The 23688-nt window shown below is 43.8% G+C and carries 27 protein-coding genes; 18 read left to right on the plus strand and 9 right to left on the minus strand.

Going from position 1 to position 23688, the window contains the following annotated elements; translation table 11 throughout:
- The first annotated feature begins 5 nt into the window (after positions 1-5).
- From HC752_RS21385 to HC752_RS21465, 17 genes are all read left to right on the plus strand, one after another.
- Entirely contained in the window at positions 6-1019 is a 1014-nt protein-coding gene (locus HC752_RS21385) for a baseplate J/gp47 family protein (protein ID WP_190337236.1), read from the plus strand.
- The gene (locus HC752_RS21390; RefSeq protein ID WP_190337237.1) at positions 985-1740 is read left to right on the plus strand and encodes a phage tail protein I; all 756 of its coding nucleotides are present in this window, start codon (positions 985-987) and stop codon (positions 1738-1740) included. The genes HC752_RS21385 and HC752_RS21390 overlap by 35 nt, the downstream gene beginning before the upstream one ends.
- Positions 1737-2270, plus strand: coding sequence for a phage tail-collar fiber domain-containing protein (locus HC752_RS21395; protein ID WP_190337238.1), 534 nt, complete (start codon positions 1737-1739; stop codon positions 2268-2270). Before HC752_RS21390 ends, HC752_RS21395 begins: the two co-directional genes overlap by 4 nt.
- A gap of 9 nt (positions 2271-2279) precedes the next feature.
- Positions 2280-2654, plus strand: a complete 375-nt coding sequence (locus HC752_RS21400) for a hypothetical protein (protein WP_190337239.1) — start codon at positions 2280-2282, stop codon at positions 2652-2654.
- An 8-nt stretch (positions 2655-2662) separates the two neighbouring features.
- A complete protein-coding gene (locus HC752_RS21405) occupies positions 2663-2962 on the plus strand; it encodes a hypothetical protein (RefSeq protein ID WP_190337240.1) in 300 nt (99 codons plus the stop codon).
- Between the two features lie 2 nt (positions 2963-2964).
- Positions 2965-3618 carry a hypothetical protein gene (locus tag HC752_RS21410; protein ID WP_190337241.1) on the plus strand — a complete coding sequence of 218 codons (654 nt, stop codon included), beginning with the start codon at positions 2965-2967 and terminating at the stop codon, positions 3616-3618.
- Positions 3619-3630: 12 nt separating this feature from the next.
- Complete coding sequence (locus HC752_RS21415) at positions 3631-4335, plus strand: hypothetical protein (RefSeq protein ID WP_190337242.1); 705 nt, start codon at positions 3631-3633, stop codon at positions 4333-4335.
- Complete coding sequence (locus HC752_RS21420; RefSeq protein ID WP_190337243.1) at positions 4335-4553, plus strand: phage tail assembly chaperone; 219 nt, start codon at positions 4335-4337, stop codon at positions 4551-4553. Before HC752_RS21415 ends, HC752_RS21420 begins: the two co-directional genes overlap by 1 nt.
- An 83-nt stretch (positions 4554-4636) precedes the next feature.
- Positions 4637-4834, plus strand: a complete 198-nt coding sequence (locus HC752_RS21425) for a hypothetical protein (protein ID WP_190337244.1) — start codon at positions 4637-4639, stop codon at positions 4832-4834.
- A gap of 3 nt (positions 4835-4837) precedes the next feature.
- Positions 4838-6001 carry a phage tail protein gene (locus HC752_RS21430; RefSeq protein WP_190337245.1) on the plus strand — a complete coding sequence of 388 codons (1164 nt, stop codon included), beginning with the start codon at positions 4838-4840 and terminating at the stop codon, positions 5999-6001.
- Positions 6001-6507, plus strand: a complete 507-nt coding sequence (locus HC752_RS21435; protein WP_012127750.1) for a phage major tail tube protein — start codon at positions 6001-6003, stop codon at positions 6505-6507. Before HC752_RS21430 ends, HC752_RS21435 begins: the two co-directional genes overlap by 1 nt.
- A gap of 74 nt (positions 6508-6581) precedes the next feature.
- Positions 6582-7175 (plus strand): phage tail assembly protein, encoded by a 594-nt coding sequence (locus HC752_RS21440; protein WP_190337246.1) that lies wholly within the window; start codon positions 6582-6584, stop codon positions 7173-7175.
- A gap of 118 nt (positions 7176-7293) precedes the next feature.
- Entirely contained in the window at positions 7294-10302 is a 3009-nt protein-coding gene (locus tag HC752_RS21445; protein ID WP_190337247.1) for a phage tail tape measure protein, read from the plus strand.
- Positions 10299-10700 carry a phage tail protein gene (locus HC752_RS21450; protein ID WP_190337248.1) on the plus strand — a complete coding sequence of 134 codons (402 nt, stop codon included), beginning with the start codon at positions 10299-10301 and terminating at the stop codon, positions 10698-10700. The genes HC752_RS21445 and HC752_RS21450 overlap by 4 nt, the downstream gene beginning before the upstream one ends.
- The gene (locus HC752_RS21455) at positions 10697-10918 is read left to right on the plus strand and encodes a tail protein X (protein ID WP_012127754.1); all 222 of its coding nucleotides are present in this window, start codon (positions 10697-10699) and stop codon (positions 10916-10918) included. The genes HC752_RS21450 and HC752_RS21455 overlap by 4 nt, the downstream gene beginning before the upstream one ends.
- Positions 10909-11922, plus strand: coding sequence for a phage late control D family protein (locus HC752_RS21460; RefSeq protein WP_190337249.1), 1014 nt, complete (start codon positions 10909-10911; stop codon positions 11920-11922). The genes HC752_RS21455 and HC752_RS21460 overlap by 10 nt, the downstream gene beginning before the upstream one ends.
- 425 nt (positions 11923-12347) lie before the next feature.
- Entirely contained in the window at positions 12348-12680 is a 333-nt protein-coding gene (locus HC752_RS21465; protein ID WP_190337260.1) for a helix-turn-helix domain-containing protein, read from the plus strand.
- A 175-nt stretch (positions 12681-12855) separates the two neighbouring features.
- Here HC752_RS21465 and HC752_RS21470 read toward each other — a convergent pair whose 3' ends face one another.
- From HC752_RS21470 to HC752_RS21490, 5 genes are all read right to left on the minus strand, one after another.
- Positions 12856-13251, minus strand: a complete 396-nt coding sequence (locus tag HC752_RS21470; protein WP_190337250.1) for a hypothetical protein — start codon at positions 13249-13251, stop codon at positions 12856-12858.
- Between the two features lie 96 nt (positions 13252-13347).
- Entirely contained in the window at positions 13348-13503 is a 156-nt protein-coding gene (locus HC752_RS21475; RefSeq protein WP_190337251.1) for a hypothetical protein, read from the minus strand.
- Positions 13504-13586: 83 nt separating this feature from the next.
- Complete coding sequence (locus HC752_RS21480; RefSeq protein WP_190337252.1) at positions 13587-13940, minus strand: hypothetical protein; 354 nt, start codon at positions 13938-13940, stop codon at positions 13587-13589.
- A 21-nt stretch (positions 13941-13961) separates the two neighbouring features.
- On the minus strand, positions 13962-14924 hold the full coding sequence (locus HC752_RS21485; protein WP_238930592.1) for a ParB/RepB/Spo0J family partition protein: 963 nt from the start codon (positions 14922-14924) through the stop codon (positions 13962-13964).
- Positions 14917-16176, minus strand: a complete 1260-nt coding sequence (locus tag HC752_RS21490; RefSeq protein ID WP_190337253.1) for a ParA family protein — start codon at positions 16174-16176, stop codon at positions 14917-14919. Before HC752_RS21490 ends, HC752_RS21485 begins: the two co-directional genes overlap by 8 nt.
- Positions 16177-16816: 640 nt before the next feature.
- Here HC752_RS21490 and HC752_RS21495 point away from each other — a divergent pair.
- Positions 16817-18829, plus strand: coding sequence for a protelomerase family protein (locus HC752_RS21495; RefSeq protein ID WP_190337254.1), 2013 nt, complete (start codon positions 16817-16819; stop codon positions 18827-18829).
- Positions 18830-18912: 83 nt separating this feature from the next.
- On the opposite strand, the gene HC752_RS21500 is transcribed toward HC752_RS21495, so the two are convergent.
- From HC752_RS21500 to HC752_RS21515, 4 genes are all read right to left on the minus strand, one after another.
- Positions 18913-19275 (minus strand): hypothetical protein, encoded by a 363-nt coding sequence (locus HC752_RS21500; protein WP_190337255.1) that lies wholly within the window; start codon positions 19273-19275, stop codon positions 18913-18915.
- Positions 19276-19350: 75 nt separating this feature from the next.
- The gene (locus HC752_RS21505; RefSeq protein ID WP_190337256.1) at positions 19351-19542 is read right to left on the minus strand and encodes a hypothetical protein; all 192 of its coding nucleotides are present in this window, start codon (positions 19540-19542) and stop codon (positions 19351-19353) included.
- 2 nt (positions 19543-19544) lie between these two features.
- Positions 19545-23207 (minus strand): plasmid replication protein, CyRepA1 family, encoded by a 3663-nt coding sequence (locus tag HC752_RS21510; RefSeq protein WP_190337257.1) that lies wholly within the window; start codon positions 23205-23207, stop codon positions 19545-19547.
- Between the two features lie 61 nt (positions 23208-23268).
- Positions 23269-23493 carry a hypothetical protein gene (locus HC752_RS21515; RefSeq protein ID WP_190337258.1) on the minus strand — a complete coding sequence of 75 codons (225 nt, stop codon included), beginning with the start codon at positions 23491-23493 and terminating at the stop codon, positions 23269-23271.
- Positions 23494-23688: the final 195 nt, after the last annotated feature.

Consider the following 23688-nt stretch of genomic DNA (forward strand, 5'->3'; position numbering starts at 1 on the left):
CCCACATGAAAAGATTTCCTCATTTGGCTCGGTTGCCTGAGCCAACGCTTTTGAGTACGCCGGATTTCGCCAGCTTATACGCAAGCATGAAAACAGAGCAGCTTGACGCTCTACAAGAAATTGCACCCGAAGATGTATCTGCTGTTGAAGAAACACTGAATAACAACGCGGAGATACTGACCAAGTTTACGCAAGTCTTCACGGTCATTCTGCAGAACCATTATCGTCGTTGGAATGAAAACGCTAAGCAGATGTTTGGTATGTACGTCACCCAAGACGATATGGTGGACACCATTATTGCTGACATGGGATTGACGAGACATGTACTGCAAGAAGGTGATCCTAATGCTTTTCCTCCAGTTGAACCAATATTGGAAAGCAACGAGCAAGCTCTGACTCGTTACTACTTGGCAATGTTTGCCGTAGCAACGACAGGGACTCGAAATGGCTATCGTTTCCATGCGTTAACACCTGGTGCCAGTCCTGAAATGGAAATTCAATCACCGGACGAAAACACCGTTGTGGTGACCTATCGGTTTAAAGATCACGAATTTGCAGGACAGGCGAAAGATGCTCGTTTTGTTAATCGTGGTCCTGCTACAGGGATTGTGGATGGCTACTTGTTGGCTCACGCTGGCGATGGCACACCAAGTGATGAGTTGTTGGCTGAAACGCTCGCCTACATGCGTACTCACTCCGTAGCCCAAGAGACAGATATTCTTTACTTGCACAAAGCCAATATCAACCGATGGACGTTAGATGCCGTGCTTTATATCCCTCGTGGGCCAGATCAAGACGTCATAAAAGATGCAGTCGATATGGCTGCAGCTAAATATGGTCAAGAGCAACATCGACTAGAAGGTGAAATTGACCGCTCTATGATAGACCACATTCTACTGAAAGCGACAAACGGAAGTGGTATCCGAGTTCAAATCAATTCACCAGCAGCAAGCTTTAAGTGTGATCACACAGGAGCGCCATATCTTGAGTCAGTCAACATCAGAGTCGAAACCGAGTAGCTACAGCCTACTAACGGATAATGCCAGCCCATTAGAACGAGCGCTCGAACATACGTTAAGAAAACACCTAGACCAAGTCGCACCGCCGCTTCCTCAGTTAAGAAACGCAAACCAGACGCCCGAATCGGCATTGCCGTATTTGGCAGCAGACAGGATGGTGACGTATTGGAAAAAGGAAGACTCGGTCAAAATTAAAAAGGCTCAGGTAGCCAGTGCTCAGGTTGAACGAAAGAAATCAGGTACCAGAGAAGGCATCTCTGATGCGCTGAATGCAATTGGTTATGGCAGTGATGTAAGAAACCGATACGATTTACCCGAACTGCCTCCGTTTACATTAGATGTTATCGCATGGAAAGAGGATGCATCCCCTGTAAACTCAGAACTTATCGACCAACTTATTGAAAAGTTAGACGACATCAAATCAACGAGAGACACGATTGAGCTTTCCTTGGTGTTTGGTGTTGAAACCAAAGTAGCTTTAGGTGGTGCAAAAGCACCCTCGACAAACGTCAGTTATACAGACGCCCCTGCAGTATTGTGGCCCATGCCTGATGCTGATTTTGCATTTGGCATTGCAGGTGGCGCCTGTCCACCCATTAGTGTTAATCACTTGACCGTTAAGGCAACCGTCATACCAGACGAACCAATAGCGAGTGCTGCACCTGCTGCAGGTAGCTATAGCCTTTCTGTGTCACCTATTACCGCGAGAGCAATTACATGAGTGACGAAGGATTAAAGTTAGTCATCACCCGACGAGGTTTGGATGCGGCAATCAGTGCCAAAAATAAAGGCATAAAAGCGGCATTAAAATGGGTGAGTGTGGGTGACGCTGCTTATCACCCAAACAAAGAGCAGACAGTTCTCCAGAATGAGCGAGCTCGGGTTGAATTCGGTGAATACAAGGATACGAGCGGAAGCAGCATCCAAGCAGCTGCGAAGTTTTCTGGACCAGAAGAATATCCGATCCGAGAAATCGGTTTTTGGTTGGACGATGGTACTTTGTTTGGTGTCATTTCTGCGCCTGATACTACGCTGAACTACAAAGCGAAGAACGCACACTGTATTCAGCCATTCACGCTTAATATTTCCGACCTTCCTAGCGATTCCATCACTGTCATGGTTGGTACTGAAAATCTGAACATCTTGATTGATGCTGAATTTGCCATCATGGCAAAGACTCAGGTAGATACCATGCATCTTCTGATTAAGCAGGAGTTTCGCTTGCTTGAACTAGAGAAAGCCAATAGGTAAGAGGTTCTTATGTACGAGCAAGTGCTGGAGATCACCGAAGGTCGAACTTGCGACTTTTATTTGCTTTGGGAAACCGAAGATGAAAACCGAAAGCGAAAGCCGGTGGATTTAACGGGAGCCACTATTGAGCTTGAAATACGCAAGAGCAGCAATGATGAATTGTTGCTTCGTCTTTCATCCGCCAATGGAGAAATCAAGTTCCCCGTACCAACCAGTGGAGAAAGTGGATATCACATTGCACCGGATAAGACCGAAGGTCAATCTTGCGAGAACTGGCGTGATGCGCTTTGGGAAGTGTTGGTGACCTTTCCCTCAATGGACAAGTATCCAATTGCTGGTGGTGTTGCTCAGCTTAAACGAGGCATAGTGCAAAGCGGCACTTAGGGAGAGCTATGAATAACTGCATTACGATGAAAGTTGTTAGTCGCCATGTTGTCAGCATGAAAGCAGGGCGCAGTATGGTAGAGCTTCGAACGCCCAGAAAAACACGATTCAACGTTGTGAGTATGGGTAAACAAGGTCCAGTAGGGACGGTTGCAGAGGAAGTGTTAAAAATGGCGGCTGAAGCCCAGAATGCTGCCAACGAAGCCAAAGCGCAATCCTCACAGTTAGCAGAAGATCAAAGCACGATGGTTGATGGAATGACAATGACCATTGACCACTATATCGGCGTGATAGGCGTTCAGGAGTAATAATGGCAGAAACACAAACCCCGATTGAGATCATGCTGGGCAAGTTGAGTCAGTTGATTGGTACGATAGACGGAAAACTACGTAATAAATTGGACAAGTCAGGCGGCACCATTGACCACCTGACGGTCACCAATCGCCTGGCAGCCACAGCCGATCATGCCCATGCGCTGAAAGTGGCGCGGCTGTTTTCCCTACTGGGAGACGCCACTGGTCAGGTTTCCTTTGATGGCTCCGGTGATGTGGAAATCACCGTCAGCATTACAGAGCTTGCCAACAAGGCAGACAAGGCTGTCACTTATACCAAAGATGAGGTGAATCAGCTTTTTCAAAATTTGATTGGTTTAGCGCCAGCAGAGCTGGACACCATCTATGAACTATCTGCAGCACTGAAAGGCAATCAAGACAGTATTGGTACCATCATTACCACTCTGGCCACAAAAGCGAACAGTGCGGATGTGTATGACCAAGACACATCAGATAAACGTTTCTTGCTCGCAGGTGCTCAAGCTGAAAACTCAAAACTTTTGGAGGGAAAGGGTCTTGCTCATTTTGCAACGCAAACAGGGCTGGATGCGACCAACCAAGAATTTAGCGCTTTAATTACTCAACTTACTGCAGCGTTTACTAGTGGTGCAGATTTAATTAGAAAATCATAAGGAGCTCATTCTATGGGTGTATCAGAATCTGGTCAGTTGATTGATTCTATCAACCAGTTAACCCAAACGGTGGTGGATAAGAATAAAGAAATAGATGACAGAGTTGTTCAAGCTGAAAATAAATTTAAGCAGTTTGTAGAGACGTCAGATGAACGTTATATGACTCGAAAACCACTGTCATTCAAAGTCGGCGGAGATAGAGATAAGTTTTATCCTGTTTTCGTACCAGCAGCACATACAGGGATAGCGACTATTTCAATCGGACGCCATATTCATAGTGATGATAAATGGCTTGGTGCTATGTCTCTGCGCTTTTTAGCACAATCGTATGGTTGGGGTGGATGGGCAGCTATCAATACTATTGACGTTTTACAACATCAATTGAATTCCACGCTTTCTCCTAACGATATCAAAAATGATGGATTTTTCGCTAAATATAAAAATCCCGTAACGGCGTACGGCATTGTTTTTTGGTTGCGCGGCGGTTGTTCGTACGTTGTATCATCGTCATTAGTCAGTATTGATGGAGCCATTACATTTACAGAAAAAGTCACATCACGCTCGAAACTAGCGTCTTTGCAAGGTCAGAACAAAGTTGCAATTTTGCTCAGCGGTGTTGATTACGTCGAATCGGGGTATGTGGAAAAATGGGGAATTGAAACTGCACGTGATAATGTTCAAATTCCCTCCTTGTCAATAATTAGGGGAGTTTCGTAATGACACCTGAATCAGAAGTTGTTAATCAGATAAAGTGGGATGATGTTCGTCACCGTAGATCCAATCTTTTACGTTATGCGGATGAATTAATAAATAAATGCGAAGACATGGGTAATGATGCATCATCATTACGCCAATATCGACAAGCACTGCGAGATATTCCTCAAACATGTTTAAATCCAGATGATGTAGTCTGGCCAGAAAAACCAACCATCTAACAACCGCCAAATAGGCGGTTTTTTTATACCTAAATTTCACCCTTAGCCCTGCCTTAGTGCAGGGCTTTTTGTTAGGAGCCGTTATGCACCAAGCAAAACCAACGTCTAAGGCGAAGCGCGAAATCTACATCGTAGAGCTTCCGTTCCCTTGGCATAAAGGTCATTGGACAACCAAAGGCCAAGAGCTAGAACTGCTTCCACAGGAAGCCAAAGCCCTACTCACTAACGGTCGTATTTCCAAGAAAACGGCTGCCACCAAAACCACCGTAAAGAGCAAATAATTTATGGAAATCACTCAATTTGAGCACAATGGTATTTCCATTGTGAAGAAAGCCTTGCCAGCTCCAATGGGACCTTTGGGTAAGCACATCGTTTGTTGGGTAGGTACAGCGCCGGACAAGCATGCCGATGTGCCTTTCAATGTGCCATTTCGCGTAGCTAATACCACGGATGCAGCAAAGCTGGATACCACTGGTGAAGAAGAAGGTTGGCTATGGTACGCCGTAACTGAAACTTTGAAGAAAGTCTTGGTTCCTCAGTATGTCATTGTAGTACCGGAAGGCGCGGATGCGACTGGAACTCTCAACAATGTGATCGGTGGTATCGATGCGGCTACTGGTCAGCGCACAGGTATTGCGGCTATTTCGTTGTGTACTGAATCCCCGACCATTATCGCGGCACCAGGTTACACCCATCAAAAACCAGCTTCTGATGCGCTTGTAGCGGAAGCCTTGAAGCTGATGGCGTTCCCACACTTGGATGGATTGTCTACCAGTACGAAAGCAGTCATTGATCACTCGTTGACACTGGCAACTCAAGATACGGGTTATGACATTGCGACCATGATTGACCCACAACCAAGCATTTATTCAAAGGCGGCTGGTGCGAATGTTTACGTGCCGCCATCGGTGCTTTCGGTTGGCTGTCATGCTGGCGTGGCATTACATGAATCCCCTGGTAACAAAGGTACTTATGCTCAAGGCGTACAGCGTGACATTACCTACGACATTCTCGATACCACTACCGAGGGTGATCTACTAAACCGTCACGGCATTTGCTACTTCGGTAAAACGGACTTAGGCGGTATTTCACTGCTGGGTAACCGCACGCTTTCAGGTCGTTTCATTAATCAGGTTTGTTTGGAGCAAGCCATTTGTCGCAAGCTGAAAAAGTCTGCGCAAAAGGTGATGGCAGAAAATCTCGACAAATCGTTCATGGAACAAGAAATTTCCAAACTGAACGCATGGGGCGCTCAGCTAAAAGCGAATGAAGAAGTGATCGGTATGGAAGTATCGCTTCACCCAGAGCTTAATACGGCTGAAACCTACCGCAACGGTACCTGGTACATCGCAATTCGTTACGCTGGCTTCCCACCAAATGAGCACATGGTTTACCACCTCATTGAGGATATCGGCATTATCGACAACTTTATCTCGGAGATCTTGTAATGGCAGGTCAACGCACATTAGTAATGGCCGAAGTTGTGATCGAAGGTCACAAGTTCTTCGGTGAGTTAGAAGAACATACGCCGCCAGTGGTAGAGCGTAAAACAGAAGATGCCAAAGGTGGGCGCTATGCGTCCACGAAGAAGCGTGTCGGCGTGGTGGTAGGTAATGCCACCCTAAAACTGAAAGGTGCTACGGTAGAAGCGCTGCAAGCGTATGGTGTGGAAGAAGACACACGCGTTCAGATTGACGTTAAAGCATCGTACCAAGATGAAGACGGCAATACATTTGCAGAGCATTGCTCATACACGGGCGACATTAACAAAGTGGATGACGGCTCGCGAGTATCGCAAGCGATCTCTGAAACCACGATTGAAATTTCGCCTCGTATCTACAAGCACACAGAAGATGGTAAGACTCGCTACAACATCAACCTTGATACTCAAGAAATCGACTTGGGTAAAGGTGACATCATGGCGAAACATCGTTCGAATCTTGGTCGCGGCTAATTGTGTCCGTGGACCCATTCCAAATTTCTAGCTAGTTGGCTCCCGAAGGGGAGCCTTTTTTTTGGAGAAAATTCATGACTCTGCAAATTGAAAACAAAAAGAAAAAAGAACTAAAGCTTGCCCCAATTACGCACCATCTTCTTCACCCAATCACCGTTGATGATACTGAAATTACCGAGCTAACGTTTGAACCTTTGACGTTCAGCATTTATAGCGGTGTCGATGTTGAACAAGACGATCAGGACGTTGTGGTTGAAGAGTTCACGCTGGCGTTAACGGGTATTTCAGAAAAGGCGTTTGATAAGCTATCCACACCAGATTTTAACTCGGTAGAAAAAATCATTTCCCGCTTGGTTACGAAGAACTCACCAGATTGGTTACCAGGCATTGAAATTGGCAGTGAGAAAATTCAACTGGCTCTGCCAATCGTCGCTGATGATGGTCGCACGATCACTGAAATCGAATTAAAAGTGCCATCGGTGAAAACGCGCAAGATTTACAAGGCTCAGCCAACGGATAAGCAAAAGCAGGCGTTTATTACTCATGCTTGTTCAGGTCTAAGCGAAGCCGAAGTAGGCAAGTTGTTCATGCCGGATTGGAATCAATTGCAGGTCAATATTGATAATTTTTTAAACCAGCAGGCAGGCTTCTTTCAGACAAAGATATAGAAGCACTTTGCGATTACCTGCCGCTCGTTTATCCCTATAACGATGAGCAAATAGGCGCACTACCAGCAGACGTGGCAGTGCGTCGTTTTTATTTGGCAATTGAAAGGTTGAAGCAACAATGAGTAATCAATCTAAGTATCAAGTTGCCATTGCAGCGATTGACCAATACTCCGCACCTCTCAAGGCGGCAAGTGCATCGTTTGACTCACTGACTGAGGATGTTAAAGCTCAGTCGGCAGAGATCAAAAAGCTCAATGCCAGTGCCGCCAGCCTTAACTCTTACGCGAGTATTAAGCGTGATTTAACTGAAACGTCAGCTCAAATGGGTTCGGCTAAAGTTAAAGCGGAGCAGTTGGCTGTAGCCACAAAGGAGCTTAGTCTCCAAACGAAAGGCTACGAGTCAGCGGTTGCCAGTTCTCAAAGTAAGCTTCAAAACCTTGAAGCTCAAATGAGAGCAACGGAACACCCGAGTAAGGCTTTGCGAACAGCCATTAAGGAAGCTCGCAAAGAAGTTAAACTCAATACAGCCAATCTTAACGAACATCAGCAGCAGCTAAGTAAAACGCAGGCTGCTTATGACAAATCACGCCATGAAGTTTCTCAGCTTACCAAGCATTATGATGTTCAGAAAACAAAGCTTCATGGTCTGAAATCCAAGTTAAATGAGTCTGGTATTCAGGCGCATAAGTTTGGTGAAGCACAACGTCAGATCAAGCGTGATATTACGGCTGCGAACGCTGCACTGGATAAGCAGAAAGCCAAGCTGAAATCGGTGCAGGCTGCATCTGCAAAGATCGAGTCGAATAAGATGGCTCGCTCCGAATTAGGGGGCGAGGCGTTAGATTTGGCAATGAAAGGTGCTGTTCTTGCAGTGCCGATTAAACTCGCAGTTGATTATGAAGCTGCGTTTACTGAAGTGACTAAAGCTGTTAACGATGCAACACCAAAAGAACTGGAGGAAATGCGTAAACAAATCGTTCTTGAAGCGCCTAAGCTAGGTGTGACTCAGGAAGGTTTGGCTGCAATCATTGCTGAAGGTGGTCGTAACGGTATCGCAAAAGATGAGTTGTTTGACTACGCCAGAGCTGCTGCAAAGATGTCGGTGGCTTTTGATGGTTTGAATGCAGAAGAAGCTGGTGCGGCCATGATGAAGTGGCGTACTACAATGGGTTTAACCCAGAAAGAAGCCGAAAGCCTCGCTGATGCGGTAAACCATGTTGGTGATAATTTAGCTACAAACGCTAAAGACGTTACTGAAGTTCTAGTGCGTCAGGGAGCAGTGATCACTAATTCTGGTCTTGATGAGATACAAGCAGCTGCTCTTTCTGGAGCAGTGTTATCCGGTTCTGCAAGTACAGAAATCGCGGCTACCGCGACAAAGAACTTGTTGCTGAGTTTAACGGCTGGCGATTCAGCGAGTGGTGGTCAGAAAGATGCGATGATGACGTTGGGCTTTGACCCAGCAGATTTAGCGCGTGACATGCAGGAAAACGCACCTAAGACGGTAGAGCAGGTGCTACTGGCCATTAAAGACCAAGATGCTGATGTTCAAACCGCCTTGATGAAGAATCTATTCGGTTCTGAGTCTATCGGCTCTATTGCACCACTTTTGCAAAACCTTGAGAACTTCCGTAAAGCATTCAATTTAGTAGAGAAAGACACCAACTTTGCAGGCTCTATGCAAACGGAATTTGAAAAGCAGACAGCTACCGCAAATTTTAAAATTAAAGCGTTTGTATCAACGGCCGCAGGCTTAGCTACTACGATAGGCAATACCTTACTACCACCTCTAGCCGCAACACTTGATGTATTCACCCCAATGCTCGCAAGTCTTACTGAGGGTATAACTAATATGGCAACAGCGTTCCCAACGCTGACGACTGCTATTGTTGGTTTGCCAGCAGCCCTTATTGCTGCCAAAGGAGCATTTTTAGCCTTTAAAGCAGGTAAGTTGCTACTTGGTCAGGGTAAGAACTATGCCGATTTAGGTAAAGCTAAGCTTGGCATTGGCTTGGATGGTACTGCGGAATCGGCTCAGAAAGCGACATCACGCCTTTCTCGATTGAATCAGACATTGGATAACCTTGGTAACAATGGGGGCCGTGGTCGCAATCGTTATCAACGAGATGGTGCATCTACGACCAGTCGCCGTAAATCTCGCCCGAAAAGAGCAAGATTATCGCGTCGTGGTGGCAAGTTTGGGCGTCTGCTTGATCTTGGTAGTCGATTAACTGACTTCCTTCCTATGGGGGGCATGGGTGCGCCAGCGCCCGCCTTTGCGTCGTCTTCTAATGGTTCTGCAAAAGGGAAGTGGGGTAAGCGAGCTGCTGTTCTTGGCGGAGGTACTGCTTTATCACTGCTTACGTCCAGTGCTAATGCGGCTGATTTGGCTCTTATGGGAGCGGATGCTGCAGCCGTAGCCGGTGATGTTACTGGTTCTTTGCCATTGAAAGGCATGATGGCAGGTATTGCAGGTACTGCAGGAAAATTATTCAAGCCGCTTAATGTCATGCTGCAGGGTGCAGCATTAACGTCTGCTATCAATAACGGTAGCGCTGAAGAGATCGGCGGTACTGCAGGTGATATGGCCGGTGGTTTGGGTGGTGCGGCACTAGGTGCAACAATTGGTACCGCAATCTTACCTGGTATAGGTACGGTCGTTGGTGGTGCTCTTGGCGGCTTAGCTGGTGGTGAAATCGGTGAGTGGTTAGGATCGAAAGTTGCTGGTCTGTTTTCTAGTGATGAAGAGGAAACTCTGACCGCTAAAGCAGCGACGCTGGACAAAGAAAAAGACGGATTAACTCAGCCTACTAGCCAGTTGCAAGCTAATGCTTTACTGAATAGTCCCGACGGCGCTTCAAGCTTAGCAATGTTACCCGAACCGACGAGTGTACTGCCGTCACCGGATAGTATTGCGAAGTCACTTTCTCAGACAAATCAAGATAACCGTAAGGTCGAAATTAACTTAACTATCCCACCGTCCTCAAGTAATCCTCAGCAGGACGAGGATATGTTGAATCGTTTGGTCGCTAAGTTGAAAGATATGATGATGGCTGAAGGCATGATGGGTTCTGGATCGTTATCGGTGGCTATGGACGGTTCTCTTTCCGATAGGAGTGATGTATGAGACAGCAGTTAATTTTGTCTGTCCCGTCTAAGAACGAAGAAGCCTTTGTATTTGGTGTCGCAAGCGGCACCGAATATGAAACGCTTTCTACTACCAGCCAAGGCGGTTGGGTAAACCTGGATATTATGGACGGTAAAGCGGTAAGCCAGAACACTCATGATCCCCTTGATGGTAAGACGATAAAAGGGAGGTGGTTTGGTGCAGAGGGTAGAGCTTCTATCCGTCGTTTGCGTGAAATTAAGCGTATGCGAGCGCCAGTTCTGCTCACTGACGATTACGGGTACAACATGGGCTTATGGAAGATCATGTCACTCAACGATGATGAGAAAGATGTGATCGATGATGGTACGCCTATGATTGTGAGCTTTACGATTACGTTTGAGGAGTTTGCCAATTGAGTACAGTCGCATTAAGTGTGGTGGGTGATACGGTTGGCGATGTGCTGTATCGTTATTTTCAGGACGATGGTGATGATTTAGAACGTCAGTTGTACGCTCTGAATCCTCACCTCAATCAGTTACCCGTTATTCTTCCAACCGGAACACGAATCAAGTTGCCAACGGTAGAGGCTAAATCAGAGCCTGAGCCAGAGAGAGTGGTTACTATATGGGATTAGCAACTCGGATTATTGCCCGTGCAACCGGACAGGGCAGTAAAGTCATTAATCAATACCTTCAAACGTGGCAGCTCACTGATGTTTCCGGTGAGGAAACCGATCAGATTAAGCTGAAAGTGGCTGCGCCTGATATGGATTCGCTACCACCTGAGGGTGTTACCATCGGTTTTGATATTGGCATTGCGGATGATGAGCCTGTCCAGTGGTTCAGCCGCGGCAAGTTCACTATTACGCGAATTACACCGCAGTTGTTTCCGCATGTATTTACCATTGTCGCAACGGCAGCGCCTTTTCAGGTCAATGACCAAACGGAGTTTAAACAGCGCCGTTCGCAAACGTACAGCGGTACGTTAGGAAGTATCTTTCGTGAAGTCGTCAGTCGCCATGGTTTGAGCCCGAGGGTTGATCAAGAGCTGGATAGCATAGCTATTGAGCATATTGACCAAACGGACGAGACAGATATGTCATTTTTGACACGATTAGCTAGAAAGTACGATGCTGTTGCCAAGCCTGTTGAGTCGTTCTATGTGTTGGCACGACGAGGTAAAATCAAGAGCCTTTCCGGTAAGACGGTTGAGTCTGTTGAAATTGAATTGCCAACCAATAACCAGCCAACAGAGAAAAGTTTTACCAATGCCAGCTTGAGTATGCCTAGTCGTCAGATCTTCAAAGGAATCAAGTCGGTTTGGTGGAACGATGGCACGGGTGAGGAAGTGGTTGAAATGGTGGGTATGAAGCCATTTAAAAAACTGACTCAAACGTATCAGAATTCAGACCAAGCAAAGCAAGCTGCTCAGGATGAACTAAGGAAAGTCGAGCGAACCGGAACTCAGATTCGTCTCGATCTTCCTGCTAACCCACGTTTTCATGCCGAGGGTATCGTTAAAACCTCAAGCCAGTTCCCACTTTACATGCAAGGTGAGTGGTCCTTGGATAAGGTAGTAATGACGGGAGGTAAGCAAGGCGCAAGAGCCCAGCTTACCGCGACATTCACGCAGAGTTGAACCGTTTTTCACATTCAGCCCTCTTCAATTCATCTGCAGCGTGCAGCAAAACATCTGTGCATATAACACTCATTTCTGTTGTTAATACGACACCTGGTTCTGCTGCAGCTGCTAACAATTCCAATTTCCCTATCAATTCTTTTCTTTTACGTCTTTCATTATTTCTCATAAAGCTCAAAACCAACTATTGTTATTATTAACCAAAAGATTATTTACACTCTAATATCAAAAAAAAATGAGTTTCATCTTTGTTATTTAGAGCTGTGTTTTTTATAAAACATCTGTTTTTAATTTAATGCAGCACTTCGATGCGTCATTTGGCTCGATAGTATCAACTCATCAGTGTTGAATTCGATGTCATTATCATCAAAAACATCATTAGTGAGTTATTTATAACAATAAAATGACAAAAAGTGACGTTCTTTATGACATTGAAAGTGGATCCTGTAATTTATGTGCTGCGTCGATATAGAGAGCACTATCCCATGACGCAACGCGAGTTTTCTAATCGGAGCAAAATAAGTTTAGCGACAGTCCAAAGAATGGAGTCTGGTAGATCTGATATGAAAGTGTCGCAGTACAGAACGTACTGCAATGTTTTAGGTTTGAGCGATCTAGATGTCACATTATCACTGTTCACACATGAGTACGTGACTGAAAAAGATTTAGCTGCGATGTGTAAATTATTTCCGCAGCCAGTTCGACAGGTAATTGTACGATTTTTAGTTGATTTGTCGCAGCAATACAGCACAGACTAGCTCTGCTGCATTGCGCGTTCTCGTTAGCTGTCTATACGCTGGTTGAACTCATGAAACCCTATATACGCTGTTTCGACAGTTCTGTAATGGGATGAGACAAAGACGAGTTTTGGATATGACTTTCGGCGTCTTTGATTTTTCATGTCTCGTTTTGGGTGATATGAAACTGACCTGGTCATATTGCACGCCCAGATTTGTCAAGTCTGCTTCTCTGCCAATCTGGTATGTAGTTATCTTTTTTCCAGTCTGGTATGTAAAATAGCTCACCGTAAGCTGTTGGTCTGGTTTCTCCTTGCCAAGGTTGGGTGAAGAATCCTCGGTCATTGGGTGGTGGGGCTTGTTCCAGTTGTTTCTCAAACTCGCTGTTTAATGTGGCATTTATCTTTGCCAGTACTTCGCAAGCTTCTCCTTCGACCACTTCCTCGGTGGCATAAATAAAGGCTCTAACACCACCTTCATCTCTGCATTGGTAGTTTACCAGTAATGCGAATCTTGCAAGTAAACCACACTCGGTTCTGTAGCCAAACCAGCGTTTGCTTAGCGATGGTTTTTTGATATCAATGATTGTCATAGCGCCCTCACTAAAAGAAAAAGTGAGTGATTGCCACACCCAGAATAGTTACCACAATCACTGGGATAGCTTCGCTTAGCATTTCTTTGATCATGATTATGCCCTCGCTAATTCTTGGTAGCAGGCTTTGGCAACGGCTTCACCCATTCCCTGATGCTGGCTTTCTAGCCACTCAATCACCAAGTAAGCTGGTAAGTGAATTAAATCGGCTAGTTTTTGCGAACGAACAAAGGTATAGTCTTCTTTAGACATAGTTAGTCATCTCCTGGCGGTTTTGGTTTATCTGTGTCACGCAAACCCACTGTTTCCGCAGTGGGTTTTTGCTTTTTATCGGTCTAATTTAATTCAGTAACATCGGTACATTCCGTTTTTGACTCGTATTTAATAATGATATCACCGCACTCAAACTCACCGTTCTCATCACCTTCACCAGCCAAGTGCCATGCTTTAGTGTCGCTGTTGTACTTATAGCTTCCAAAGCCTTCAATGTGCTTCCAATATTCACCTTTCTCCCATTTTTCATCGTATTGATGAAAGTTTAAGGCTAAATGTTCTGCTACTTCGTCAAGGTCAATGAATGTATAGAAAACATCTTTCCAATCGCTTTCTATAAACATGGCTTCTGCTTTATCTTTTTCTATGAAGTTTACGTCTATCTGGAATTCAAATGTTGTTCTTAATGTTGTCATAGTTAATGTCTCCTAGCGGTTCTAACAGTTATTTAATGCTTCATTTGAAAGGGTTTTATCAATAAATTCTTCAATGGCCTTTAGCGAGTCATCTGAAACTTTCGGGATATTGATTGTGGCGTTGCCGTTTTTCAATGCGACCGTGGCTCCCATAGCCAGTTCACGAGGTTTTACTGGTTCAGGCTTGCTTACACCACATTTCGCAATGAAGAACTCCACCAACTCCTCAGCGTTGTATTTTCCTTTTTCTTCACACCAGCTCTCAAAGAAGCTTATTAGTCCATTCTGTTGTTGCTCATCCAGCTTGTTGTATGCTTTAAATAGCGCTTCACCTTGTCGTGCGCTCAAGTCGTTAGGGCTTGGCAATGCCTTGATGAACGGCTTGGGAAGCATTGCAGTGTTAACCTCTCGCATCATTGCGCGACGGCCTTTCCCTACAGCCTCAGCTGCTTCCTCTTGGCTTTTCCCACTATTTATTAAACGTAGAGCTTTTTGACCTTGTTCATATGCAGAAGTTGGTCGGTAGTTGTTGCCCACTTCGCTCAGATAATTCATCTGATCATCTGATAGGTCACCAACCCAAATGTAGAAATCACTCTTTGCTGTTATGGCTGTAAAACGACGTCGGCTACCGTCAGCCACTTGTATTACACCGCACTCTTCACGACCAAAAGCTGGCACCTCTTGCCCGTATTCTTTAAACGTTGGCAAAATATCTGAAATGGCGAATTGATCGAGTAGCTCTTGGTCACGCTCGTTCTCCAGCCAAACCATGGTGGATAGGTCTACTTTCTTAGCAGGGATTTTCTTGAGCGTAAAAGTAACATCCAAACCCATCACTGGTTTTGTTAGCGTACTGCCGACTTGTTCTGCCAGTTTATCAGCCACATCTTTTGGGGAGCCAAGCTGGTTTGATTGATTAGCAGAAGAGAATGCTTGTTTCCCCATTATTAGTTCTTTTTTATCTACTGAACGTTCAAACATGGTCTGTTTCCTCCTTAACAGAAATAGCTTTGATTTCTCTTATGATTTGGTTGTATACAGAGCTAATGGAAGTCATAGCTTCTTTGTGCTTTTGTGGGGATACAAGTTTCTCTGATTTGGCAACATCCAGTGCAGTTCTCTTAAGGTCACTAGCTGCAACGATTAGTTCAGAGTGGATGAGATATGTTGATAGAAGTTTGTTTTGGACGGATTTGCTCAGTTTCTCTATCTGCTCTCGCTCCGTCCTACTGTTCTCATCATGGTTAACGACTAGTAGTCTACCCCAAAGTAGGTTTTTTCCTTTTGATGGCAAAGACATCATACGCGCCGTGTTTGTTAGCATGTAATTTGTCGTTGCGTCAAAGTCATACGCTCGAGGAGACAATGGTGCCAGAAGACAATCCAGTGCTTCATTTGCAGCCCAGATTAATGGCGACTCTTGCGGAGGTGTATCAATTATTATGATGTCGTACACTTCTTGAAGGGTAGGAATAATTTTGTTGGCTAGTCGTGTAATCAATGCTTGTTTTGCAGAGTCGTCTTTCTGCTGCCAGAACAAGTCAATGAATCGCTCATCAGTTGAAAACGCAGGATAAACATCAAGATTAGGCAGGTGAGTATTAAAGGCTGCTTTTTGAATGACCTCTTTTTCAGTCATGCCGGACTTTATTAGTGATTGAAATTCGCCGTCAGGTTCTATATCACCCAAAATCATATCGATAATGGTTAAGTAAATAGCATCATTGTCAGCGTTTGCGATTTTGCTTTGCCCAAGAGTTCCTTGAGGATCCATATCAATCAGGCAGACCTTTGCATTGAGTTGTAAGTCTAATGCAGATGCTGTAGCTATCGTTTCAGCCGTAGTCGATTTGCCCGTGCCGCCTTTTTGATTTTGTACTGAAATTACTCTGGGCTTGTAGTTGTCTCTATACTTGGGTTTTCCCCAATATTCCATCAATTTTTCGATGTGGAAGCGTGTGAACAGATGTTGCTTATTTTGGTAAATAGGCTCACTGATCACACCAGTAGCTATTGCCTCATCAATGTTCTTTTGGAAGGTAGCAGGTGCCATTCCAGCAAATGTTCTTAGTGCTTTTTTGTTCAGGCAGTGGTTATAGAAGAGTCGGTTCATACCTTCTACTTCTTCATCTGACACGTTGATTGATGTTTGAGTAGCAATCAAGTCTCTTCGGCTTATTTGCTCCTTTTTCATGTTTTCAGCAACTGCCGCTAGTTGTTCTATTTCAGTCATCTTAAACTCCCATGCTCAAGTTATATGCTAATCCTACCCTCAAAATGAAACAAAGTAAACACAAAATAACAAAAATCGTTTCAGTACATGAATTATTAAACCATTCGTAATTTTAGCCATTCTTTCGAAATATTAAGCTTTTCAAAACAGATTTCATTTGTCACTTCCTAATTAAAATCAATTAAAAACAACGAGTTATATAAAATTTAGTACCAATAGGAACAAGAAATTAAGCAATTGCACCTTCTTAAATAAGAAAGGTCGTCGCTATTTTCTTGATCAAAAGGAAAGGCTACCACTCAAACTTCAACTCTCATATAAAAATCCATTTAAATGCACCAGATAATAAATTAAAAGGAGATAGAATACAGAGCGACAAATGCACCAGTATAAAATTAATGCAATAAATATTTAACTGCACCAGATACACATCGCACCAATGCACCAGCATTAACAGTAACTGCACCAATAATCTAGCTAGATTATTGGTGCAGTTATCAATATTTAATCTGGTGCACTTAATTTACCAATATTTAATCTGGTGCATTTAATTTATCTGGTGCAGTTGTTGACTATAATGTGCGCATGTAGTACATTATTTTTATAACTGGTGCATTTAATATGGTTGAGGTTAGAAGCTATGAGAGAAAAAGATACAACAAAAAAGGAAATTGCAGATTTCTGTGAGACTGTCTACAGGGATGAATCACTTAGCCCTAAACAAATTACAGACCGCCTTGGTTCGATGATTAAAAGGCATTTAAAGAATAGTAGTGTTGGCATTAAGTCTGATCGAGTTAGAGTTGGTCAGCATAGTGAGGTTCATTACCAACTAACAAATATTAGCGACAAGCTAAAAGGTGATGCAAAGAAACGTGCAGAAGTAAAAGAAGCTCATCGAATTTCAAACAAGCTCCGTGAGTGGAAAGATGCGATTATGGCTCTCGATATGCCCCACCATTTAATAGAAAAGCACCTAGAGAAAGCGACCAAAAATCTAGAGGAGTATATCCCAGATTTTGCCAAATTGATGAATCCGCAAATGGATATTTCGACACTTAGAGATAACTGGAAAATCATCTATAAAAACGAGCGTCGAGGCAAAAATCGAGCTGCAGTTGTTAAAGCTCTGCAGGATATTCGCATAGAACACCATGCTTATTACCTTATCCAGCCTATTTACGTGTGGGTTCGCAAGATTGGCACCTCGATGGATAGAGATAAGCGAGATAGCAATGTAATGAACCAGGTACAAGTTAACCCTGAATTTGCCATCAGCACTGCAGAAAAATTGCTTTCCACATCCCTCGAGGTCAAAGAAGCTAATAAATTTGATTTGGCTCTTGGTCTTGCCATTGCCACAGGTCGACGCCGCACTGAGATTTTTAAGACTGCAGTATTTGATGTAATTGATACCACACCCGATAACCACGTCATGTTTAGTGGTCAATTAAAAACCCATGACCGAGAACTATTTGACGACGTGAAGCCATACGCGATCCCATGCTTGATAGATAGAGACCTGGTGATGCAAGGATTGGCATTGCTGAGAAAAATCCAGAAAGACGATCATGTCACCTACCTTGACCAGCGTGGTAATGAAGTAACGCATGGCGTTTTAGAGTTGCCATTATCAGACCAATACCACACCAATGCCGTAGGTCGTTTTTATTCTCACTCAGCGAACCAACGTATACGAGCAATTTTCGATAATCCACGAATTGAATTTAGACACTCTCGTGATATGTACAGCGAGATAGGTTACGAAAAGTTCAAGAATAAAGGTGAAGGTCGATCGGCATACCGAACACGAGTATATGGTCATGCGAAAGGTCAAAGTGAAACAGGACGATCCTATGAGAAGTTTGAGATAACCACTGAGGTTGAAAAAGCCAGCTTTATGGTTGCAGGAGAAGAGAAAGTTTCAGCTTCTCAAAACCAGCCTGTTGTCGATGCCTTAACCAAGATGACACCTAAAATTGAGGCGTGGAAGCGTAGCCCAAATGCGATTCGTATTCATAGCTGGTTGATAGAACAGCTTTCGCAGGGGTTACCTGTAGATAACATTACGGCGCATTTCATTCGTAAACACATCATGCTTCCAGATGTACAACAACTCAATTTGCGAAGCATTCAAACCTACCTCAGCGATAAATGGATTAATTGGGAAGAAATCAAAGGTCTAGTGACAGATAAACCAATACAAGATGACATCGACAACGATATTGATAACGAAATCGATATGATTGAGTCCGTAGACGATGACGATCAAGACGAACCTGAAGAAGAGGTCAAGAAACCAACCGAACCTGCTCCTCTCAAGCCTAAAATGAAAGGTCATAAGGACGATGATGGTGCTTGGCTGGTGGACGTCGAGATTAAAGACGAGAGCTGGCAGATTAACGTGGGTAAAGAGCCTAAAAACGTTATGGAAGCATTCAGGTTAGCTTGGAATGAATTCGAGTTTCGCAGAACTCTACCAGAAAATCCACCAGCCCCATTAGTTACCAAAGACGCAGGGATGTGGCACTCAAGAATCATGATTAAAGGACAGGCGATCTGTGAGGTTTGGACCCCAAGCAAGAAAGCCAGTAAGGAATCAACCCTTATTCTATATCGTGAGTTGGTTATAAGGGTATCCGATGGTGAATAATAAATTTCAACAATGGATTTATCGACGATGCAATATCATTAAAAACACATAAGTAAAAGCCCACCTAATTGGTGGGCTCTCTTTTAACCTAAGCTCTTCTTAACTTCCTCTATATCCACACTGCTTTCACGATTAAACTCTATGTGCAATCCCATTCGACCAGCGTGAGTTTTGGCAGTACCGTTAACTGCGTAAATAACATAACGACCAGGGTCTAATACTTTTACTTCGTAAATACCTTGGTTATTCGATCCGCTTATACTCTTGCAAAGAATCACCCAATCCACATTGAACTGCTCAGCTTTACAGTGAGTGTTCTCATGAATGTTTGCATCGTAATAACCATTGAAAATTCTGTCTTTTGCGTCAGTGACTTCTTGAGGAGTATCTCCACATCCATATAGTGCAAACGTAGCAACCAGAACCGCAAATGTTCTCTTAAACATATTCTTTTCCTATTCAACCAACTGAATTAATTAGTATAAGTTGCTTTATCCACTGAAACACTGAGTAAGATGTGCTTAACCAAGAAAAAACACATTCTTAATAGCCAAACGGAATCCCTTTGCAGCGTTTGAAAAACGAATGTAAGAGATGATTTTTTCACTCTCAAAGTTGCGGCATGAACGAACAAAGTCCAGAACTTCATTTTTTCTACAAAGCTTGACTTGCTGACTTACCCAGTATCGGTGCTCAATAATTTGATTAGACATAATCAAATCCCTTCCTTAATGGCCTGTTTAACCGTTCCTGCCCACGCCTCTGCATTACCTGTGAAATTATCAAGACCAAAACTAAGCATTGTTATAGCAACATCGAAGGGGCTAAGACCTAGCTGATTAATAGCAATGTTACCAATTTCATTTACGACGTTGCGTTGATCATTGCTGAGATTGTAGGTGGCTTTTTCTTGGAACTCTAAAGAAGGTCTCTCCTCCCCTCCCTCAATATACGCTAAAGCCCCGTCACTACTGATATCTTTGGCTTGAATTGGTGATCCACCCTGCGCAGTTTTGTTATTAATAAACAATGGTGAAGGTGGATCATATTTTGGTACCACCTGATCCTTCACTTCTTGCACGAATGGTGCAAACGCAGCGGCTAAATCGTCACGTAAATCCAGTAGTCCCGTTAAGCAGCACTGCTCATCTAATTTGTCAAAACGAACCTTGTAGCCTTGCTTAAATTCGCTTGTGCTTAACTCATTGATAAACGATGCAACTTGGCGTTGGATAGTGTCTATATCAAGTGTCTCTGCATCTTGTAGGCTTTCTTCGATACCTTGAGAACGTAGTGAAACAAGTGTTTTCACTGCTTCCCATTCCGGTAAATGCACGAAGTAAGAGTTAACCGTTTTTCCGGAGTCGAGGCGCTTCTTGCGTGATTCGACAGGCACACCAAAAGACCGCAAGTGGTTGTTAAACCATTGCACAGGGTTCGTTAATGTATTAGCAGAAACAGAGATGCCTGAATATTTGAAAAGTCGGTCTTTAGTGGACTGCTTGCGAAGCCATTCATAAAGAGACGGTCTTAGTTCGTCTGCGGTCCATTGCTTGCCGTTGTAGTTCAATTGCTCATCGATACCAGCCACTTGAAGAAGCTTGATCAAGTGCGCTCGTTTGATAGAAAGGTGACGCCAGCTAACACGGCTTTCAGCGTGTTGAACGTCTTTCATGTCGAAAGCTTGAGCCGAGTGGGCGTCTACGTTAACCCATGAAAGCTTTTTAATTGAATCAACAAAGCGCTGCTTGCTTTGCTTGTAAGTTAAAGCGGTTAGAACTGCATCACGTTTGTTTTCTGGCATTGTGAGTGCGCTATCCACACCATTTATTCGAGCATTAGCACCATCGTGACCAAAGTTTTCGTAAACTTCTTGTGCAAAAGGAAGCAAGCACTCGATCTGTTCCTCACTTGCTGCGTCGAGGTGTAAGTCGAAGTTGACCTTTGATTTTGCAATCTCAGACGTGGTGTAATTTTCGCCATTTCTCATAACTGTTTGGAATGCTTCACCAATATGAACAGGCGCTTCTTGTATGTCTCGTAGGTCAATACGGTTGTTTCTGTCCTTTGCTTCCTCTCTTACCGTTGCTCCAAAATCAGCCGCCAGCTTTTGCTTAGCCACTTCGATTATTTCATAGCCTCCTTTCTTAGATAATTCTAAAAAGCGAGAGCGATAACGGTTCGATGATTCGTTATTCTTTGCCTTCACTTTACAGAAAAGCCATTCATACAACGTATTACGAGTTGTGAAGTTGCCAGTAGTAGGATCGATGGCTAATACTTTCATTGTCTCGGCAGAGACTTCTTCCACCAGCTTGTTTTGAATATAAACAGGGTCGGTTGGTTCACTTCTCTCTGCGTTGTCTAGGTATACATGAAACTCTTGAACATCACGCGCTCGGTTAAGACCTTGGTGACCTTCTTCTGCTGTACCAACGCGAGAGGATAAAAAGCCGATGGTTTTATCAAACTGGTGAGCGTCAGATTTAATATCAAATCCGGTGCCAAGAGTTGGTGAAGCGATCAGAACGTCAAGGTTAGGAACGATAGCGTTGATATCTTCGAGTGCTGTTTTTACTTCCTCTGTTCCGGTTACATCTGCATGAACAACCAATACAGAACCGTCATAGTGTTTACGCTCTCTTTCCTGCTCAATAGCAGTGCCAATCGCTTTCACTTGTTCTTTAGAGTTGGCGTAAATGTAGCGTTTACCTTTCGCCATGACTTGCTGCATGACTTCTTCAAGCAAGTGATCTTTTGACTCATACACAAACATTTTTTTGCCTTGAGCCACTTGATAATTATTTTTGAAGTACACGCCAGAATGCAGACCAATGTAATGGCAGAAGTCGAACGCCAGCTCACCCAAGTGAGCGTCGGCTAAGATTTGGGTTTGGCTGTTTGTAAGAACAAACTGCAGATAGTTAAGGCAGTGTTCACCGTGTTGAATTGTTTTTGCGTAATATTGCCCAAGATTTTGCTCAAATTCGTCAACGAAAACCACATCCCAATTTGAACCGGCCAGCCGCCATAGTGAATCCACAGAACAAACAAGAATATGCGCATTACGCAGTGCCATATCTGCATCAGTACCTGGCACCGGATCTTTGATGATAAGGTCTTGGTAGAATTCCACGGAAACATTATCACCTTTCAAACCAGCTTTGAGAGATTTCGCCAGTGCGACACGGTGAGAAATAACGAGCGTTTTTAAATGCGGATTTTTCTGGATGGAGCCCTTAACTATGGTTGATTTACCTGTACCCATATCTGAGTCAATCAGGTTTAGACCTTTGCGGATTTCAGCTTGTAGATAGCGAGAATTTGACTCAATTGTTTCAAAGCCTTTGATATCGTTCAACTGCTCAGCAACCGCACCCATACCAAGGTTTAAGAAGGTATCACTCCAGTCGTAACCATCTGTATGTGGAAGAGTCCAGTAACCGCCTGCGCGGTCAATCATTTCAATACCCGTTTTGTCGTTATCCGGCGCAGCAATAAATTGGACATCTGGATGCTCAGACTTCAGACGCTCAATAAGGTGCGGAATGTTACCTTCACCAATCGGCGTAACAATAACCTCGTTAGTTGCTACGTGGGCAGAGTAAGCATCAGCGAAACCACCAACCACCCAGACACGTTTGGGTCCATGGTCGCAAAACTTACCAAAGGTGCAAAAACCAATATCAGTGCGAGAGTTGTCACTTGAAACTTTATTGATGACACGGTCTGAATATACGTAGTCGCCCAATGTTTTATCATAAACACGAGGTTTAAAGCCTTTATCTAAAATACGTTCAAAGCCGCAGAAGCGGCCTTGGTTAAACAACTTTTCATAGATAGGCCAAGCAAGGCAAGGATTGCCAAATCGGTCTTTACCTAAGCGAACATCAACGAAGCGATTAATGTCCACCATTTGCTTCTTCAGCATGTATTGAGTCGGAGAGAACTGAGATGGCCAGCTTTGGAAAAGCTGTTCTTCTTTATTCAGCTCTTCCCATTGCTCTTTCTCAGCTCGTGCTCTTTTCTTCTCTGCTGCTTTTTTGCGTTTCTCGTATTCTGCAAAAATGCGCTGTCGCTCTTCTTCAGAGCGATCTTCTTTATTTGGCTTCCAGCCAGCCTTTTTGGCTTCAAAGATAAATGAACCAAAATCTGTGCGCTTAGTTTTACGAAAGTTTTTCCACCAGCTATTAAAAGCCGCTTTATTGTAGGTATTACCAGGTGCAGACCAAGACTCGAACATATCTCTGGCTAGCTCGCCAAATTCTACATAAAGCGCACGGCCTATCTTTGCCCAATCTTGCTGGGGTAAGTCTGGAGAGATGTAACCGAGAGCTTCCTCGGCTTCATGCAATTCTAGTTGTATATAATTAGCCATCTTCGTTCCGTCGGTATGACAGATACCAACAACAGAAAAAAGTTACGGTTAGTTAACTTTTCTATTGCGTATGCACGATTAGGCCGCTAGAATTATAACCAACAATTTGAGGTGTATGGTTAGTTTCTAGCTGCCTATCACATAAGAAAAGTCGGTCGCCACAACCGGCTTTTTTTGTATCTGTATTTTTTAAATTTTCTTTTAAATCAACAATATAGCGTTGTGTTTTTTTTCTCTTTCCAAAAATCACTTTTCCCACCACGCCTTGATCGTTATCTATCTCCACAATAGTAAACGATCTTTGCAGAAATGGGCAATAGATCAATTAAACATATTTTGCTCTTTAATGAAAATTAGACTCGCTTATCTATAACGTTTCTAAATACTACACCTTTTATCACCGTGGTTTCTGTTACGTCCATCACCTGGTATTGAGGATTAAGTGGAACCAGTTTCTTTTTACCACAATCTTCAAGCAATT

Origin of the sequence: Vibrio sp. S9_S30 (assembly GCF_014694455.1) — a bacterium.
Classification (GTDB): Bacteria; Pseudomonadota; Gammaproteobacteria; order Enterobacterales; family Vibrionaceae; genus Vibrio.

What these genes read in the sequence shown, in the direction of transcription:
- HC752_RS21420 (WP_190337243.1), top strand. Translation starts at nt 4,335, where the DNA reads ATGACACCTGAATCAGAAGTTGTTAATCAGATAAAGTGGGATGATGTT.
- HC752_RS21490 (WP_190337253.1), bottom strand. Translation starts at nt 16,176, where the DNA reads ATGACTGAAATAGAACAACTAGCGGCAGTTGCTGAAAACATGAAAAAG.
- HC752_RS21470 (WP_190337250.1), bottom strand. Translation starts at nt 13,251, where the DNA reads ATGACAATCATTGATATCAAAAAACCATCGCTAAGCAAACGCTGGTTT.
- HC752_RS21410 (WP_190337241.1), top strand. Translation starts at nt 2,965, where the DNA reads ATGGCAGAAACACAAACCCCGATTGAGATCATGCTGGGCAAGTTGAGT.
- HC752_RS21460 (WP_190337249.1), top strand. Translation starts at nt 10,909, where the DNA reads ATGGGATTAGCAACTCGGATTATTGCCCGTGCAACCGGACAGGGCAGT.
- HC752_RS21485 (WP_238930592.1), bottom strand. Translation starts at nt 14,924, where the DNA reads ATGTTTGAACGTTCAGTAGATAAAAAAGAACTAATAATGGGGAAACAA.
- HC752_RS21450 (WP_190337248.1), top strand. Translation starts at nt 10,299, where the DNA reads ATGAGACAGCAGTTAATTTTGTCTGTCCCGTCTAAGAACGAAGAAGCC.
- HC752_RS21400 (WP_190337239.1), top strand. Translation starts at nt 2,280, where the DNA reads ATGTACGAGCAAGTGCTGGAGATCACCGAAGGTCGAACTTGCGACTTT.
- HC752_RS21385 (WP_190337236.1), top strand. Translation starts at nt 6, where the DNA reads ATGAAAAGATTTCCTCATTTGGCTCGGTTGCCTGAGCCAACGCTTTTG.
- HC752_RS21415 (WP_190337242.1), top strand. Translation starts at nt 3,631, where the DNA reads ATGGGTGTATCAGAATCTGGTCAGTTGATTGATTCTATCAACCAGTTA.
- HC752_RS21395 (WP_190337238.1), top strand. Translation starts at nt 1,737, where the DNA reads ATGAGTGACGAAGGATTAAAGTTAGTCATCACCCGACGAGGTTTGGAT.
- HC752_RS21495 (WP_190337254.1), top strand. Translation starts at nt 16,817, where the DNA reads ATGAGAGAAAAAGATACAACAAAAAAGGAAATTGCAGATTTCTGTGAG.
- HC752_RS21480 (WP_190337252.1), bottom strand. Translation starts at nt 13,940, where the DNA reads ATGACAACATTAAGAACAACATTTGAATTCCAGATAGACGTAAACTTC.
- HC752_RS21425 (WP_190337244.1), top strand. Translation starts at nt 4,637, where the DNA reads ATGCACCAAGCAAAACCAACGTCTAAGGCGAAGCGCGAAATCTACATC.
- HC752_RS21435 (WP_012127750.1), top strand. Translation starts at nt 6,001, where the DNA reads ATGGCAGGTCAACGCACATTAGTAATGGCCGAAGTTGTGATCGAAGGT.
- HC752_RS21505 (WP_190337256.1), bottom strand. Translation starts at nt 19,542, where the DNA reads ATGTCTAATCAAATTATTGAGCACCGATACTGGGTAAGTCAGCAAGTC.
- HC752_RS21430 (WP_190337245.1), top strand. Translation starts at nt 4,838, where the DNA reads ATGGAAATCACTCAATTTGAGCACAATGGTATTTCCATTGTGAAGAAA.
- HC752_RS21500 (WP_190337255.1), bottom strand. Translation starts at nt 19,275, where the DNA reads ATGTTTAAGAGAACATTTGCGGTTCTGGTTGCTACGTTTGCACTATAT.
- HC752_RS21405 (WP_190337240.1), top strand. Translation starts at nt 2,663, where the DNA reads ATGAATAACTGCATTACGATGAAAGTTGTTAGTCGCCATGTTGTCAGC.
- HC752_RS21465 (WP_190337260.1), top strand. Translation starts at nt 12,348, where the DNA reads ATGACATTGAAAGTGGATCCTGTAATTTATGTGCTGCGTCGATATAGA.
- HC752_RS21445 (WP_190337247.1), top strand. Translation starts at nt 7,294, where the DNA reads ATGAGTAATCAATCTAAGTATCAAGTTGCCATTGCAGCGATTGACCAA.
- HC752_RS21510 (WP_190337257.1), bottom strand. Translation starts at nt 23,207, where the DNA reads ATGGCTAATTATATACAACTAGAATTGCATGAAGCCGAGGAAGCTCTC.
- HC752_RS21440 (WP_190337246.1), top strand. Translation starts at nt 6,582, where the DNA reads ATGACTCTGCAAATTGAAAACAAAAAGAAAAAAGAACTAAAGCTTGCC.
- HC752_RS21475 (WP_190337251.1), bottom strand. Translation starts at nt 13,503, where the DNA reads ATGTCTAAAGAAGACTATACCTTTGTTCGTTCGCAAAAACTAGCCGAT.